Below are 17,241 nucleotides of genomic sequence, written 5' to 3'. Positions count from 1 at the left end.
CCTCCTCCTTCGGTGCTACATGGAGACTTCGAAGACTTCCTCGACACTCGTCATTCCGGATAGGATTTTGTTGATCCCGGAACGGCGGAGCGTTTTCATCCCGAGCTTGATGGCCTCTTCCCGGAGGTCGGTCGTGGAGGCGCCCCCGACGATCATTCGCCGGATCGTGTCGTTGACGATGAGGATCTCGAAGATCCCGGCCCGTCCCTTGAACCCGGTCCCGCGGCATTCGTCGCATCCGACGGGTTCCCACGCGTGTGTTCCGCTTTTTACGCCGAGGCTGTGGCACATGTTTTCCGTCATGGTGTATTCCCGTTTGCAGTGCGGGCACAGGATGCGGACGAGACGCTGCGCGATGACCCCCATCAGCGACGACGCGACGAGAAACGGCGCGATGCCCATGTCGGTCAGGCGGACGGCCGCACTCGGCGCGTCGTTCGTGTGGAGCGTCGACAGAACGAGGTGCCCCGTCAAAGCGGCGCGGATGGCAAGCTGCGCCGTTTCCCTGTCCCGGACTTCTCCGATCATGATCTTGTCGGGATCCTGCCGGAGGATCGAGCGGAGCGTCGATTCGAAGGTCAGGCCGGCCTTTTCGTTGACCTGGACCTGATTGATGCCGAGAATCGTGTATTCGACCGGATCTTCGACGGTGATGACGTTGACTTCCGGTTTGTTGATCTGTTCGAGCATGGAATAAAGCGTCGTCGACTTTCCGCTCCCGGTCGGGCCCGTCAGCAGGATAACGCCGTACGGAGACGCTATGAGCATCTCGATAAGCTCGCGGTCGTCTTCCTCGAAACCGAGCTTCTGCAGACCGACCATCGCGTTGCTCTGATCGAGAATCCGAAGGACGATCTTTTCCCCATAGATCGACGGCAGCGACGAAACGCGGAGATCGATGCGCCGCCCCAGAGCGTTGACGAGGATCCTGCCGTCCTGCGGCCTGCGTTTTTCGGAGATATCCATTCCGGACATGATCTTGACCCGCGACGAGACGGCAGGATGGAGCCCCGGCGGAAAATCAAAGGCGTTGAATAACTGTCCGTCGACGCGATAGCGAACATGCGATACCTTTTCGAATGGCTCGATGTGGATGTCGGACGCCTCTTCGCGAACGGCCTGTTCGATAACGCTGTTGACGAGCTGGATGACGGGTGCGTCATCGGGTGAAGCCTCCGAAACCGATCGGGCGAGGTCGAACTCTCTCGCTCTCTGCCCTCCCTCGACTACCTCGATCATCGCTTCCTTCAGCGAATCCTGGATCGTATACAGCCGGTCGATGTTTCGCTTGATGTCGGACGATGTCGCTATAGAGGGACGAATCTCCATTCCGGTGAGCATCCGGAGTTCGTCGAGCGCCATGATGTCGAGCGGATCGGATGTCGCGACGTGCAGGATCGTGCTATCCTCGATGCTGAGAGGAATGGCCTGGAGCCGTACCGCGACGTTCTGCGGTATTTTCCGGAGGGCCTCCGGCATCGGCCGGTACCGGGAGAGTGAAACAAGCGGGAGTTTCAATTGGCGGCTCAGGGTTTCCATGAGTCTGTTCTCGGTGATCAGCCCCTTGGAAACAAGAAACGTTCCGAGGCGTTCCCCCGATTTTTTCTGTTCGGCCAGCGCATGCGTCAGTTGCTCCGGAGTGATTGCCCCCGCTTCCACGAGGAGATCGCCAAGTCGTTGCAGTTGTGCCATCGTTGCGCCTCCCGATAGAGTTCTTGTCTTTCCCGAGTATGAATCATAACGAATAGTTCAGAGGAATACAACGCGACACTGCGGATTTTGCGGAGAGACGCTCTTGACCGCTACGGAGAGCAGTGGTATAAGCTGCGTAACTTTCAGAAAGGAAGTCGGACGAATGTGTCGATTTGATGTGTCGGTTTCCGGATCGCGCGGCAGTCTCTCATCGTCATCGCGTTCGCGCATGACGACGGAACTTTCTGTGCCCGGCCCGACACAGGACGCCCCCTGATTCCGGATGAAAAACGCCATCCGCAATAATGCAAAAAGAACCGGGCCGCACAGGGTCCGGTTCTTTTTTATGAGAAAGGAGAATATCGACATCATGCACACAATCCTCGTAACGGAACACATTCACGAAAGCGGAATGAATCTCCTCTCCCAGGCACGGGATGTCTCCGTCTCGTTGCGCATCGGTCTCGATCGCACAGCGCTTCTCGAAGCCGTTTCGAACGTCGACGCAATGCTTACGAGAAGCGGAACTCCGCTCGATCGCGAAATCTTCGATCGCGCCCCACGGCTCAGGGTCGTCGCACGCGCGGGGGTCGGAGTCGACAATATCGATATCGCGGAAGCAAGCAGACGCGGCATCGTCATCATCAACGCGCCGACAGGAAATACGCTCGCGGCGACGGAACACACGATGGCAATGATGCTCTCCGCCGTCAGACGACTCCCGCATGCTCACGCTTCCGTCATGAACGGGGAATGGCGCAGAAAAGACTTCATGGGAAATCAGCTTCACGGACGGAAACTCCTGATCGTTGGGCTCGGAAGAATCGGTTCCCAGGTTGCGATCAGGGCGAGAGGGTTCGGGATGGAAGTGTTCGCCTTCGATCCGTACGTCTCCGAAGCGCATGCCGAGCGAATCGGCGCAAAACTCCTCGAAAACCTCGACGGAGCTCTCGCCCTTGCCGATATCGTGACGCTCCACGTGCCTCTCACGTCCGAAACGCGCGGAATGATCGGTGAGAGGGAACTGAAGTCACTCAAGTGCGGAGCGTTTCTCGTGAACTGCGCCCGGGGGAATCTCGTCGATGAAGACGCGCTTGCGCGGGAGTTGCGGAATGGACGCATCGCGGGCGTCGCCTTCGATGTCTTCGGAGAGGAGCCGATCCGCAAGGATCATCCGCTGCTCGCCGAAGATGTACGCGACAAGGTCGTCGTGACACCGCATATCGGCGCGAATACGCACGAAGCGCAATCAGCGGTCGCGCGGATCGCGGTCGAGAACATGCTCTCCGCTCTCCGCGGCGAGGCGTACGAACACGCCGTCAATCTGCCGTTCATGGCGCACGGGCTTCCTGAGCATCAGCGACAATATCTCTCCCTCGCACGAAGGATGGGAATCATCGCCGCGCGGCTTCTTTCGGGAGCGCCGCAGCGATTGAACATCCGACTCTTCGGAAGGCTCTTCACCGAAGACGCGGGGCGTATACATTTCGAACTTCCGTATCGCCACTCTTCGTATGCCGTCAGCATCCTGAAAGGGTTTCTCGAAGTCCATCTCGGCCCGGAAGTGAATTACATGTCGGCCCCGCTTCTCGCGCAGGACAGGTCCCTTCGCGTGGAAGAAAGCCGCGGAACCGCAAGCACGTATAACAATATCGTCGAAGTTTCCGCGAAGAGCGACAGAGACGTCGTCACGATCTCGGCGACCGTGACCGAGGAAAACAAGCTTCGCATCGTAGGGATAAACGGCTACTGGATCGACTTCGTTCCGGAAGGGACGCTCCTTCTTTTCAGCAATCACGATCGTCCGGGAGTTATCGGAAGAATCGGCACGCTTCTCGGAAACGCCGGGGTGAATATCGCGAACTTCGCGCTCGGACGAAAAAACGGGAACGGACTCGCTCTCGGCGTTCTGCAGGTCGACTCCGCGATTCCGGATGATCTTCTCCAGAAACTCCGCTCGGACAGCGATTTCGTCTGGGCGACGACCGTCACTCTGACAAAGGATGCGATGTAGTCATGAAGACTCTCTTTCTCGTCCGTCACGGACAAACCGATTGGAACATACAGGGCCGTTTCCAAGGGCGCTGCGACGTTCCGCTGAACCCGACAGGGATCCGCCAGACCGAACGCGCCGCGCAGGCTTTGGCACGCATTCATATCGACGCGGTCTGGAGCAGCCCTCTTTCGAGGGCGACACAGACCGCACGGATCATCGCAGAACCGCACAGACTTTCCGTCGACGTTCTCGAAGATCTCACGGAAATCTGCCACGGGACGTGGGAGGGGCTCAAGAGCGACGCGGTAGCGTCACGATGGCCTGAGTTGCTCGACAGATGGCACAGGAAGCCGGAGGGGGTGAAAATGCCCGGACCTGGAGGAGAGTCACTCGGCGACGTGAAGGAGCGTTCCGTCAGAGCGCTCGCGCAAATTACGGATCAAACGTCCGAAGCGGCCATCGTCGTTGCGCACGATGCCGTTCTGAAAACGATGTTGTGCCATCTGCTCGACATGCCACTTTCGTCTTTCTGGCGGTTCCGGCTCGAGAACGGGAGCATTTCGGTTTTCGATTTTTCGGGTGGAGATCCCGTTCTTTGCGTCTGCGGGGACGGTTGTCATCTCGGGAACGGGTACGTGGGGAGCGTCCAGCTGGGGTTATAGAGTGTTACGGGTTACGGGGTATGAGTTTTGGTTTGGTTTTGGTTTGGTTTTGGTTTGGTTTGGTTTGGTTTGGTTTTGGTTTGGTTTGGGTTTGGTTTGGTTTGGTTTGGTTTGGTTTGGTTTGGGTTTGGTTTGGGTATGGGGTAAGGGTTATGGGGGAATGAGGAGTATTCGGAAACGCCGTACGGAGATCCGGGGGAAGGAGGGGGGGAGAGCAAAAAAAGGTATCAGGCGACGACCTACTCTCCCGCGGATACCCTCCGCAGTACCATCGGCGCTGGAGGGCTTAACTTCCGGGTTCGGCATGGAACCGGGTGTGTCCCCTCCGCCAGGGTCACCTGATACCTCTTTTCTTCTTTCCTCATGCACTTGCGACAGAAGACGATATCTCTCGATATCGGAAAAAGTCGGACTGTAACGAGGGCAAGGCCTCGGCGTATTAGTACCGGTCAGCTCCACGCCTCTCAGCGCTTCCACCTCCGGCCTATCTCCCCCGTGTTCTCCGGGACGCCTTACTTCCCTCTCGGGAATGGGGTATCTCATCTTGAAGGCGGCTTCCCGCTTAGATGCCTTCAGCGGTTATCCGTTCCGAACATAGCTACTCGGCGTATGCACTTGGCAGCACAACCGATACACCAGCGGTTCGTCCACTCCGGTCCTCTCGTACTAGGAGCAGCTCTCCTCAAATACCCTACGCCCGTGGTGGATAGGGACCGAACTGTCTCACGACGTTCTAAACCCAGCTCACGTACCGCTTTAATGGGCGAACAGACCAACCCTTGGGACCTGCTACAGCCCCAGGATGCGATGAGCCGACATCGAGGTGCCAAACCCTGCCGTCGATAGGAACTCTCGGGCAGGATCAGCCTGTTATCCCCAGGGTAGCTTTTATCCGTTGAGCGACGGCCCTTCCATTCGGAACCGCCGGATCACTAGTACCGACTTTCGTCCCTGCTCGACTTGTCAGTCTCACAGTCAGGCCACCTTATACACTTGCGCTCGCACGGGCGATTTCCATCCGCCCAGAGGTGACCTTTGCGCGCCTCCGTTACTCTTTAGGAGGCGACCGCCCCAGTCAAACTGCCCGCCTGACAGTGTCCCGCTCGTCGATTCAGACGCTGCGGTTAGAATTCCGGCATCTCAAGGGTGGTATCCCAACGTCGACTCCACCACAACCAAAGTCATGGCTTCAATGTCTCCCACCTATCCTGTGCATGACATGCCAAAATCCAGTATCAGGTTACAGTAAAGCTCCATGGGGTCTTTCCGTCCCACCACAGGTATCTGGTGTCTTTACCAGAACCACAAATTCACCGGGTCTCCCGTCGAGACAGCGCTCAGATCGTTACACCATTCGTGCAGGTCGGAACTTACCCGACAAGGAATTTCGCTACCTTAGGACCGTTATAGTTACGGCCGCCGTTTACTGGGGCTTCATTTCAGAGCTTCGCCTCTCCCTTGCGGTCGCGGCTAACCCCTCCATTTAACCTTCCAGCACCGGGCAGGTGTCAGACCCTATACTTCGGCTTGCGCCTTATGCAGAGTCCTGTGTTTTTAGTAAACAGTCGCCTGAGCCTGGTTTCTGCGACCACTCGCGGCTCCGCCAGCATTGACTTCACCGCAGTGGCACCCCTTCTCCCTAAGTTACGGGGTCAACTTGCAGAGTTCCTTAACGAGAGTTATCCCGCTCACCTTAGCCTTCTCAGCCAGCCCACCTGCGTCGGTCTCGGGTACGGGCAACACTGTTCCTCCCTAGAGGCTTTTCTCGGCAGCAGAGCGTCAGCGGCTTCGCCCCTTACGGAGCTCCCCATCAGGTCTCAGCATTTGGGCTCACGGCTTTTCCTGCGAACCCTGCCTACCCCCTTGAACCGGGTCTTCCATCCCCCGGCTCCGCCTAGCTTTCTGCGTCACCCCTTCGGTCCATGCGTCACAGTGTCGGGACAGGAATGTCTACCTGTTGTCCATCAGCTACGCCTTTCAGCCTCGCCTTAGGTCCCGCCTAACCCTGGGTGGATGAGCCTTCCCCAGGAACCCTTGGGCTTCCGGTGAGTATGTTTCTCACATACTTTGCGCTACTTATGCCGGCATTCTCACTTCCATGCAGTCCACCAAACCTTCCGGTTCGACTTCTCCCCGCATGGAACGCTCCCCTACCGATTTCCACTTACGTGCAAATCCCGCAGCTTCGGTGCAATGCTTAGCCCCCTACATTGTCGGCGCAGAGATCCTCGACCAGTGAGCTGTTACGCACTCTTTAAAGGATGGCTGCTTCTAAGCCAACCTCCTGGCTGTCCAGGCATCTCCACATCCTTGCCACACTCAGCATTGCTTTGGGACCTTAGCTGGCGGTCTGGGCTGTTTCCCTCACGACCACGAACCTTCTCACCCGTAGTCTCACTCCCATGCTAAAGTCATGGTATTCGCAGTTTGGTTGAAGTCAGCAGGACTCCTGTCCCCATCGTCCATCCAGCGCTCTACCCCCATGACTCATCGCATGAGGCTGCACCTCAATGCATATCGGGGAGAACCAGCTATTACCGTACTCGATTAGCTTTTCACTCCTAACCACAGGTCATCCGAGACTTTTTCAACAGGCACCGGTTCGGTCCTCCACCCCGTTTCACCGGGGCTTCAACCTGCCCATGGCTAGATCGTACGGCTTCGGGTTTATCGCATGAAACTTCCGCCCTTTTCAGACTCGGTTTCCCTTCGGCTCCAGTGCTCTCTCGCACCTTAACCTCGCTACATACGATAACTCGCCGGCTCATTTTACAAAAGGCATACCGTCACCCTCACCGTCTCGCGACGGCTCAGGCTCCGATTGCTTGTAGGCACACGGTTTCAGGTCTCTTTCACTCCCCGCCAGGGGTGCTTTTCACCTTTCCCTCTCGGTACTGCTTCACTATCGGTCGCTGGTAGTATTTAGCCTTGGACCATGGTCGGCCCTGATTCAACCGGAATTCCACGTGCTCCGGCCTACTCGGGTTCTATGCCCAGAGAGAGACGCGCCTTTCACCTACGGGACTTTCACCCTCTTCGGTCCGCTTTCCCAACACGGTTCGGTTAGATGCGCCCTTTATAACTCCCCGAGAAGTCTGCGGACTCCTCCGGCATAGACCCACAACCCCCACGCAACAACGACCGCAGTCTTGGCATTGCGTGAGTTTAGGCTCTTCCCCTTTCGCTCACCACTACTCAGGGAATCTCTTCGATTTCTCTTCCTCCGGCTACTGAGATGTTTCACTTCGCCGGGTTCCTTCGCCCTTACGGCGATTCCCGGATTTCTCCGGGCAGGTTCCCCCATTCGGATATCCGCGGATCAACGGATGCTTGCTCCTCCCCGCGGCTTCTCGCAGCTTGCTGCGTCCTTCCTCGGCTACCAGCGCCAAGGCATCCCCCGTGTGCCCTTACTACCTTTCCCTCGTTTCAGTCCAACTTCCTCTTTCTTCTGTCAAGGTGCATGAGGCAAGACACGCAAATGGTGGAGATGAACGGATTCGAACCGTCGACTTCCTGCGTGCAAGGCAGGCGCTCTCCCACTGAGCTACATCCCCAGAGCTTGCCAAAAAAATGGTGGGCCGAAGAGGATTCGAACCTCTGACCTCGCGGTTATCAGCCGCGTGCTCTAACCAACTGAGCTATCGGCCCTGAAGACAGTGCGCAAAACAAGCGTCAGATTCGTTGCTGAAGAGCTTTCGCTCTTCTCCTTAGAAAGGAGGTGATCCAGCCGCACCTTCCAGTACGGCTACCTTGTTACGACTTCACCCCCCTCACCAAGCACACCTTCGACGGCTCTGTCCCTTACGGGTTCAGCCACCGGCTTCGGGTGCACCCAACTCGGGTGGTGTGACGGGCGGTGTGTACAAGGCCCGGGAACGTATTCACCGCGGCTTGGCTGATCCGCGATTACTAGCGATTCCGGCTTCATGAAGTCGGGTTGCAGACTTCAATCTGAACTGGGGCCGGCTTTCTGGGATCCGCTTGCCTTCGCAGGCTCGCTTCCCTCTGTACCGACCATTGTAGCACGTGTGTCGCCCTGGACATAAGGGCCATGATGACTTGACGTCATCCCCACCTTCCTCCAGCTTGTCGCCGGCGGTCCCGCCAGAGTGCCCGGCTTTACCCGATGGCAACTGGCAGCAGGGGTTGCGCTCGTTGCGGGACTTAACCCAACATCTCACGACACGAGCTGACGACAGCCATGCAGCACCTGTGTACGCTCTCCGGACGAATCCTTCGTCGCTCGCCTTTCAGCTCACTACTACGTACATGTCAAACCCAGGTAAGGTTCTTCGGTTTGCATCGAATTAAACCACGTGCTCCACCGCTTGTGCGGGCCCCCGTCAATTCCTTTGAGTTTCAATCTTGCGATCGTACTCCCCAGGCGGAATGCTTATCGCGTTAGCTCCGGCACGGACACCTCTCGATGCCCACACCTAGCATTCATCGTTTACGGCCAGGACTACCGGGGTATCTAATCCCGTTTGCTCCCCTGGCTTTCGCGCCTCAGCGTCAGTTGCTGGCCAGCAAGTCGCCTTCGCCACCGGTGTTCTTCCCAATATCTACGCATTTCACCGCTACACTGGGAATTCCACTTGCCTCTCCAGCACTCCAGTCATCCAGTTTCAACCGCATGATCCGGTTGAGCCGGACCATTTCACAGCTGACTTAAATGACCGCCTACGCGCCCTTTACGCCCAGTAATTCCGGACAACGCTCGTCCCCTACGTATTACCGCGGCTGCTGGCACGTAGTTAGCCGGGACTTCCTCGTGTGGTACCGTCACTTCCTTCTTCCCACACAACAGAGGTTTACGACCCTAAGGCCTTCTTCCCTCACGCGGCGTCGCTGGGTCAGGGTTGCCCCCATTGCCCAATATTCCCCACTGCTGCCTCCCGTAGGAGTCTGGACCGTCTCTCAGTTCCAGTGTGGCCGGTCACCCTCTCAGGCCGGCTACCCGTCTTCGCCTTGGTGAGCCGTTACCTCACCAACTAGCTGATAGGACATGAGCCGCTCCTCAAGCGGATCGCTCCCTTTTACCTCTCGGCTTATGGGGTATTAGCATCGGTTTCCCAATGTTGTCCCCCTCTCGAGGATACGTCCTCATGTATTACTCACCCGTTCGCCACTAGCCATATATTCCGGTTACCCTTCACATATGACCCGTTCAACTTGCATGTGTTAAGCACGCCGCCAGCGTTCGTCCTGAGCCAGGATCAAACTCTCCATGAATTTCAGGTCCACGCTTGATATTACGCACTGTATTCGGCTTTCAAGGATCTGCCGCTCTGAGCGGCAACGGCGAGAAATATACCACGGGGTCGAACGCTTTGCAAGTCCCCCCGTCAAAGTCCGATTATTTTCGTTTTCTCTGCGGCACTGCGGTGCGTAGCAGTCTCCTGTTTCAAGCGACCTCTCGCGACATAATGCTATAATGATGTCCGCTTTTGTCCATGTCCTCTCAAGGAGGCTCGTCCATGCCCCAAAAACCCGGAAGTATTCCACCCTCGCCCGAGGGCAAACCACGAAAGAAGCAACGAAGCCTGTTCTCCCGGATTATCCGGGCGTTCGTCGCAACCGTTTGTCTCCTTCTTCTGACGATAACGGCTGTCGTGAGCGTTGGAGGCACGTTGCTGTTGCGGAATCTCTCCGCGGAACTCCCGCCTGTCGACGCGATACTCGCGTATAAGAACAGTATCGCGTCGGTTGTCTACGACAGAAACAAGGAGATTATCGCGAAGCTTTTTATGGAGAACAGGAATCCTCTCGAACTTCGCGACATTTCCCCCTGGATGGTCAAGGCTACCCTGGCCGCGGAAGATTCGTCGTTTTACCAGCACAGCGGGATTCAGATAAGCGGAATCATACGCGCGCTCTGGGTCGACATAATGCACCAGAGGGTACGCCAGGGCGGAAGCACGATTACCCAGCAGCTTGCGAGGAATCTTTTCCTGACGCATGAGCGGACTTTCAGGAGAAAGATCAAGGAACTCATGCTCGCCATTCGACTCGAAAAAATCTTCTCGAAGGATACGATCCTCGAAAAGTATCTCAATACGATTTATTTCGGCCACGGTGCCTGGGGAATCGATACCGCGGCCCACACTTACTTCGGCAAGGATGCGCGGGACCTGACACTTCCGGAAGCGGCGATGCTCGCCGGAATTCTGCCAGGACCCGGAAAGTACAGCCCTCTTCTTCATTTCAAGGCCGCAAAGCAGCGACAGGAATACGTCCTCGACCGGTTCGTGGCCCTCGGATGGATTACCGAGGAGGAGCGCGCCAAAGCCGTCGACGAGAAACTTATCATCAACCATACACCAAACAAGGTCGCCGAGTATAACAAGGCCCCTTATTTTCTTTCTCAAATCCTCTTCAACGATCTCCTTCCCAAATACGGGACGGAAACGGTCTATAACGGCGGCCTCGAGATTTATACCACTCTCGACCTCCGACTCCAGGAGGAGGCGGACAAAGCGGTTCAGACGCTGAAAACCCAGGGGGCCCTTGTCGCAATGGACCCCGCAACCGGAGAGATTCTGGCGCTGAGCGGTGGAAAGGACTTCAAGGAGAGCAAGTTCAACCGTGCGACACAGGCGCTTCGGCAGCCAGGATCAGGTTTCAAACCCATTATTTATGCGGCGGCACTCGAACAGGGAGTGTTGCCGACGGACCACTTTCTCGACGCTCCGCTCTCCTTCGACAAGAAAGGGCCGAATCAGACTGTGTGGTCTCCGGGAAACTACGATGGGAAGTACCGCGGAGAGGTCACCGTTCACGACGCGCTCATTCATTCCATCAACACCGTTGCCGTAAGGACGGCCGAATACATCGGCGTCGAACCGGTCGTGGCGATGGCACGCAGTCTCGGAATCACGAGTCCGCACGTTCCCGCCGACCTTTCTATCGCCCTTGGAAGCGCCAGTGTGACACCCCTCGAAATGTCGATCGCGTTTTCCTGTTTCGCAAACAATGGGAAAATCGTCGCGCCTCTCTTTATCCGAGAAATACGTTCCGCGGAAGGCGACATTCTCGAAACGCGCGATCCTGTGTCGACACAGAGCGTAGCGCCCGGCACCGCAGCTGTCATCCGCTCGATGATGATGGATGTGATCCGGGCGGGAACGGGAACCAGGGCTCAGATCCCGAAGACGGAGAGCTTCGGCAAGACGGGGACGACGAACGATTTCAGCGATGCGTGGTTTCTCGGAGGTGTGCCCGGACTTGTGGCGATCGTTTACGTAGGAAATGACGATCACAAACCGCTCGGGACGAAGAACGCGACTGGAGGCGTTCTCGCCGCCCCCGTCTGGAAGCAATTCATCGTCGGCGCAATGAAGTACATGAAGATTCCGTCGAAGTTCGAAGTCCCGCAGGACGCTCAGGTCGAGGAAGTGAGTATTTGCAGAAAAACGGGATATCGAGCTGCGCAGGGATGTCCCGCAGTAAAGATTCTTATGCCGGCGAATACGGCACCGACAACCGTTTGCCCCCTTCATGGGGGGGGGGTGACGCTGGCCGAGACGGATTCGCATACACCCCGCCTTCTTCTGATTCCACAGGACGAGGCGCTTCTCGCACAGTATTCTTCTGGATCAGGCCAGACAACCGCAGGATTGCCGGAGACACTCCCCGCAAAAGTACGACAGTCACTGGAAAAGGAGGCCGTAGTTCCCGACACTTCGTCGAAACCATATCAGAACGACCCGAGCCCTGCCCAGACGATCGAGGACAAATACCAGAAGCTCCTCAAGCAATACGGGATCAACAACTGATCTTCGCTTTACGCATAAAAACGGGGGAGATGCGCCTTCGGCGCGATCTCCCCCGTTTTTATGCGTATGACACTGGCACTTATTCTCCGCGAATTTTCCCGAGGATGATCTTTTGCTCCATCGAGGCGACGAGTCTTCTCGTATAGGCGACCGTATCGGGATTGACGCTCACGCTGTCGATTCCCTCCCGAATGAGGAATTCCGTGAAGTCCGGATAGAGCGATGGCCCCTGGCCGCAGATGGAGCATGTGATTCCGTGCCCGTGTGCCGCACGGATGAGCGTCGAAATAGCCCGCTTGACGGAAATATCGCGTTCGTCGAAATACCCCATGCTGTTCAGGACGCCGGAATCGCGGTCGACGCCCATAACGAGTTGCGTCAAGTCATTGCTTCCGATACTGAATCCATCGACCATCTGCGCGAATTCGTCCGCAGCGAATACGACGGATGGAACCTCCGCCATGATCCAGAGTTTGAACGAACCGCTGCGGACAAGCCCCTCCGAGGTGAGAATGGCCTTGACCCGCTCGAGCTCCCACACGGTTCTCACGAACGGCAGCATGACCCACACGTTGATGAGTCCGTACTCCTCGCGAACTTTCCGGATCGCCTGACATTCAAGCCGGAATCCGGCCTCGTATTCAGGCGAAATGTAGCGGGATACTCCCCGCCACCCGATCATCGGGTTGTTCTCTTCCGGCTCGACGTCTTCGCCGCCCTTGAGTCCGCGGAACTCGTTCGTACGGAAGTCGCTCATCCGGACGACGATCGGACGCGGATAGATCGCCTGCGCGACGGCAGTGATACCCTCGGACATCTTGTCGACAAGGAGTTTGCCCTGTCCTGTCTTGACGAGGTACATCGGGTGTATGCCGACCATGTTCGTGAATATGAATTCCGTGCGCATGAGGCCGATTCCATCGAACGGCAGAGCCTGATACTTGCCGATGATCGACGGTTCGCCGAGATTCATGTAGATCTTCGTTCCGGTGACCGGAGCGAGCTGATGGACGAGATTTTCGCTCAAAATCGTCGCCGCGCTCGCATCGGCATGTTCTGTCGTCTTCTTCTCCTCGACTATCAGGTTTCCTTCGAAGACAACTCCCCTGGTCGCATCCACCGTTACGATCATGCCGTCTTTCAGGACGCCCGTTGCCGTCTTCGAACCGACGACACAGGGAATGCCGAGTTCTCTCGACACGATGGCCGCGTGACACGTGCGACCGCCTTCGTCCGTCACAACGGCCGCCGCCTTCCGCATCGCCGGAACCATATCGGGGTTCGTCATTCCCGTGACCATAATGTCTCCGGTGTTTATACGTCCGATTTCGTTCAGGTCCTTGACAAGGACCACTTTCCCCGCCGCGAGGCCGGGTGAAGCCGCGAGCCCGCGGACGAGCATTTTCAATTCCTGCTTCGGCGCTTCATGTTCCTGAGTATTCACTGCCGGTTCACCGCCTTTGAGCGTGGTTACGGGACGGGACTGCAGGATATACAGTTCAGACGTATCCTTGTCGAACGCCCATTCGATGTCCTGAGGAACCCCGTACAGTTTTTCTATTTTCATTCCTGCGTCCGCAAGAGTCAGAACCTCGGATTCACAGATGCTCGGGACGGCGATCTTGTCGGCGCCGAGATAATCCATCACGGCGACCTCCATAGTCCCAAGGTCGTCCGGGCGTTCTATGATCATGAGGTTCTTGTCGGAAATATGACGATCAACAACCTCGCGGCTTGTCTTGTCGATGGTGAATTCATCTGGTGTGACAATCCCGGCGACGACGGCCTCCCCCAATCCCCAGCTCGAGTTGATCATGATCTGATTCCGGTCGTTCGTAATCGGGTTCGCCGTGAACATGACACCCGACTTTCCGCTGTTGACCATCTTTTGGACGACCGCTGACAGCGATACGTCGAAATGGTTGTAGCCCTGCTTTTGTCTGTAGTACGTCGCGCGTCCGGTCCAGAGGGAGCTCCAGCAGCGTCGGACATGATTCGTTACGTGCTCGGCGCCTCGTATGTGAAGGTACGTATCCTGCTGACCCGCGAAAGAAGCGTCCGGAAGATCCTCCGCGGTCGCGGAGCTTCTGACCGCAACGCGCATGTTGTCCACAGAGGCTCTGCGGCAAAGCTCACGGTACGCGGTTTCGATATCGCTCCGGATCGCTTCCGGAATAGGAGTTTCGAGAAAGAGGCGACGGATATCGCCGCATTTGCAGTTCAGATCATCCGCGTCATCGTAGTTGATCGAACCGATGATCTCCCTGATCCTGTCGCCGATTCCGGCGGAGCTGACGAACTCCCTGTACGCTTCGGCCGTGACGCAAAAGCCCGGCGGAACGGCGACGCCGTGTCGCGTCATTTCGCCGAGGTTGGCCCCCTTGCCGCCCACCAGGGGGATATCGCCCTTCCCTATTTCAGAAAACCAGCGCACAAAGTGGTACGTCGCCATAATACCTTCTGCCTCCTATCTCAGATTCGGTCATTTTATCCGTCCGAGCGCGGCATGAGCGGCCGCAAGCCGGGCGACAGGAACTCTGAAGGGGGAACAACTCACATAGTCGAGGCCGATCGAATGACAGAACGCGATGCTCTTCGGATTTCCTCCGTGTTCGCCGCAGATTCCGATGGAAAGGGCCGGATTCTTTGAGCGCCCCTTGTCGACCGCGATTCTCATAATCGCGCCCACTCCCTCGCGGTCCAGTTCGTGGAACGGATTTACGGGCAGGATTCCCCGCTCGACGTAGACGCCGAGAAATTTGCTTTCCGCGTCGTCCCGCGAGAATCCGAACACCATCTGCGTCATGTCGTTCGTTCCGAAGCTGAAGAAATCGGCCTTTTCCGCAAGGCTGTCCGCAATGAACGCAGCTCTGGGAACTTCGATCATCGTCCCGATCGGACAGTGGATCTTGTGCCCGAATCGTTCTTCGTAATCGACCGCGATCGCCTCGATGTCACGACGCAAGGACGCCATTTCCTCGATGGAACCGACAAGCGGGATCATGATTTCCGGGCGCGAATCGCATCCATCCTTGTGAACGAGCATCAGCGCATCGTATATGGCGCGAACCTGCATGAAATAGATTTCAGGGAAAACGATCCCGAGCCTGCATCCGCGGAAACCCATCATCGGGTTTGCCTCTTTCAGGGAATCCAGCTTGATGAGCATCTTCCGGAGAGCGTCCGCTTCTATTGTAATGCCTTTTCCATTCTTTTCCAACTCCAGCAGCTGCTCTTTAAGCTCCTCCTCCTTGGGAAGGAACTCGTGAAGCGGCGGATCGAGCAGTCTGATAATCACCGGAAGCCCCTTCATATTACGGAAGATTCCTTCAAAATCCGCCATTTGCATTCCGTGAAGCGTATCGAGCGCCGCCTTGCGTTCCCGTTCGGAATCCGCCACAATCATCCGGTGCATGATCGGGAGCCGCTCCTCGGCCATGAACATGTGCTCCGTTCTGCAAAGCCCGATTCCTCTGGCGCCGAATCCGCGCGCCCTCCTTGCGTCTTCGGGAGTATCGGCGTTCGCCCAGACCTGGAGTCTGGAAATCTCGTCGGCCCACCCGAGGATCCGCTCGAATCCTTCCGAGAATGACGGTTCAACGAGCGGAACTGCCCCTTTGAGGACCTTTCCGGATGTCCCGTCCACCGTGATCGTGTCACCCTCGTGGATCATCATTTCCTGCGCAAAAAGAATCTTCTGTTCAATGTCTATGGTAATGTCTTCGCATCCGCTGACGCACGGCTTCCCGAGCCCCCGGGCAACGACTGCCGCGTGGCTCGTCATTCCGCCGCGGCTCGTCACCACGCCCTCAGCCGCGAAGAGACCGTGAATGTCGTCCGGATTCGTTTCCGGGCGGACGAGAATGACCTTCTTTCCTTCTTTCTGCATTGCGACCGCATCGTCCGGATCGAACGCTACAACCCCGACGCCGGCGCCGGGAGAGGCGGGGAGCCCTCGGGCGATGACTTCGGCGGTCGTCCGAGGATCGACCTGTTTGTGAAGAAGGTTTTCAACCTGTTCCGGTGAGACGCGTGAAACAGCGGTCGTCCTGTCGATCATTCCGGAATCGAACAGATCGACCGCAATCTGTACGGCGGCCTGTGCGGATCGTTTCCCGCTCCTCGTCTGCAGAATGAAGAGCTTTTTCCGTTCGATCGTGAACTCTATGTCCTGCATGTCTCCGTAAAACCGCTCGAGCTGTTCGCAGACGTTCGAGAGTTCGGCATACATATCCGGCATGACGAAACGAAGCTCGTCGATCGGGAGCGGCGTCCGAATCCCCGCGACGACATCCTCTCCCTGCGCGTTTACGAGAAACTCACCATAGATCTTGTTTTCGCCGTTCGACGGACTTCGCGTGAAACAGACGCCGGTTCCGCAATCCTCACCGAGATTGCCGTAGACCATCGAGACGATATTGACGGCGGTACCGAGCGTATCCGAAATGCCGTGAAGCTTCCGGTACGTCTTCGCGCGCTGATTGTCCCAGCTTCCGAAAACGGCTTCGATCGAAAGACGGAGCTGTTTCCAGGGATCCGTAGGAAGCGTGTGCCCCGTCTCGTCCCGATAGAGCGTCATATACGACGCGATAAGCGATTCGAGCGCCTCGGCCGGAATCTCGAAGTCGAACCTGACACCGAGAGTGTTTTTCGTTCGTTCCAGAATCGCCTCGAAGCGCTCCGAAGGGATCCCGTCGACCACGTTGCCGTACATCTGGATGAAACGACGGTAACTGTCGAGCGCAAAACGGCGGTTTCCCGATGTCGCCGCCAGGAATTCCACTGTTTCGGCATTCAGGCCGAGGTTCAGGATCGTGTCCATCATTCCGGGCATGGAGATCGGAGCCCCGGAGCGAACGGAGACGAGAAGCGGTTCCGGTCCGGCGCCGAACTTCTTCCCCGTTTCTTCTTCGAGGAGGCGCACGTGCCGTTCGATGTCCTGCCAAATGGAATCGAGAAAGGTCCGGTCGGAATTATATGCGGAGCATGCCTCCGTAGTGATGATAAAGCCCGACGGAACGGGGAGGCCGTTTCGTGCCATCTGGGCGAGATTCGCGCCCTTGCCGCCGAGAAGAGAGACCATCTCCCGGCTCCCTTCCTGAAAACGGTACACATA

6 protein-coding genes, 2 tRNA genes and 3 rRNA genes are annotated in these 17,241 nt (G+C 57.1%); 3 read left to right on the top strand and 8 right to left on the bottom strand.

Going from position 1 to position 17,241, the window contains the following annotated elements:
• Positions 1–15: 15 nt before the first annotated feature.
• Entirely contained in the window at positions 16–1,692 is a 1,677-nt protein-coding gene (locus tag ACZ5IU_RS15115; RefSeq protein ID WP_464418779.1) for a GspE/PulE family protein, read from the bottom strand.
• A 370-nt stretch (positions 1,693–2,062) separates the two neighbouring features.
• Here ACZ5IU_RS15115 and serA point away from each other — a divergent pair, with 370 nt between their 5' ends.
• On the top strand, positions 2,063–3,706 hold the full coding sequence (serA, locus tag ACZ5IU_RS15110; RefSeq protein ID WP_464418777.1) for a phosphoglycerate dehydrogenase: 1,644 nt from the start codon (positions 2,063–2,065) through the stop codon (positions 3,704–3,706).
• Between the two features lie 2 nt (positions 3,707–3,708).
• Positions 3,709–4,350: a histidine phosphatase family protein gene (locus ACZ5IU_RS15105; RefSeq protein ID WP_464418775.1), complete on the top strand. Its 642-nt coding sequence runs from the start codon at positions 3,709–3,711 to the stop codon at positions 4,348–4,350.
• Between the two features lie 226 nt (positions 4,351–4,576).
• Here the strand turns inward: ACZ5IU_RS15105 and rrf are convergent.
• The 5 genes from rrf to ACZ5IU_RS15080 form a co-directional block, all read right to left on the bottom strand.
• Positions 4,577–4,692, bottom strand: a 5S ribosomal RNA gene (gene rrf / locus ACZ5IU_RS15100).
• Positions 4,693–4,769: 77 nt separating this feature from the next.
• Positions 4,770–7,771: ribosomal RNA gene (locus ACZ5IU_RS15095) — 23S ribosomal RNA — on the bottom strand.
• Positions 7,772–7,829: 58 nt separating this feature from the next.
• Positions 7,830–7,904, bottom strand: a tRNA-Ala gene (locus ACZ5IU_RS15090).
• A gap of 17 nt (positions 7,905–7,921) precedes the next feature.
• Positions 7,922–7,998 (bottom strand) — tRNA-Ile (locus tag ACZ5IU_RS15085).
• 63 nt (positions 7,999–8,061) lie between these two features.
• Positions 8,062–9,582 (bottom strand): 16S ribosomal RNA (locus ACZ5IU_RS15080).
• Together the 16S, 23S and 5S rRNA genes with 2 tRNA genes alongside form the textbook arrangement of a ribosomal RNA operon.
• A 245-nt stretch (positions 9,583–9,827) precedes the next feature.
• Between ACZ5IU_RS15080 and ACZ5IU_RS15075 the strand changes: the two genes are divergently transcribed.
• Positions 9,828–12,125 carry a transglycosylase domain-containing protein gene (locus tag ACZ5IU_RS15075; protein WP_464418773.1) on the top strand — a complete coding sequence of 766 codons (2,298 nt, stop codon included), beginning with the start codon at positions 9,828–9,830 and terminating at the stop codon, positions 12,123–12,125.
• 79 nt (positions 12,126–12,204) lie between these two features.
• Here the strand turns inward: ACZ5IU_RS15075 and ppsA are convergent, their stop codons facing one another.
• Together ppsA and ppdK are read right to left on the bottom strand one after the other, a co-directional pair.
• Positions 12,205–14,577 (bottom strand): phosphoenolpyruvate synthase, encoded by a 2,373-nt coding sequence (gene ppsA / locus ACZ5IU_RS15070; RefSeq protein ID WP_464418771.1) that lies wholly within the window; start codon positions 14,575–14,577, stop codon positions 12,205–12,207.
• 30 nt (positions 14,578–14,607) lie between these two features.
• A complete protein-coding gene (ppdK, locus tag ACZ5IU_RS15065) occupies positions 14,608–17,208 on the bottom strand; it encodes a pyruvate, phosphate dikinase (RefSeq protein ID WP_464421956.1) in 2,601 nt (866 codons plus the stop codon).
• Positions 17,209–17,241 lie beyond the last annotated feature (33 nt).

This window comes from Lactivibrio alcoholicus, from assembly GCF_055390895.1.
This window is presented reverse-complemented; position numbering and strand designations above follow the sequence as displayed.

Bases quoted from the DNA above. Each gene is read 5' to 3' on its own strand.
- ppsA (WP_464418771.1), bottom strand. From the start codon at position 14,577: ATGGCGACGTACCACTTTGTGCGCTGGTTTTCTGAAATAGGGAAGGGC.
- ACZ5IU_RS15115 (WP_464418779.1), bottom strand. From the start codon at position 1,692: ATGGCACAACTGCAACGACTTGGCGATCTCCTCGTGGAAGCGGGGGCA.
- serA (WP_464418777.1), top strand. From the start codon at position 2,063: ATGCACACAATCCTCGTAACGGAACACATTCACGAAAGCGGAATGAAT.
- ACZ5IU_RS15105 (WP_464418775.1), top strand. From the start codon at position 3,709: ATGAAGACTCTCTTTCTCGTCCGTCACGGACAAACCGATTGGAACATA.
- ppdK (WP_464421956.1), bottom strand. From the start codon at position 17,208: ATGGTCTCTCTTCTCGGCGGCAAGGGCGCGAATCTCGCCCAGATGGCA.
- ACZ5IU_RS15075 (WP_464418773.1), top strand. From the start codon at position 9,828: ATGCCCCAAAAACCCGGAAGTATTCCACCCTCGCCCGAGGGCAAACCA.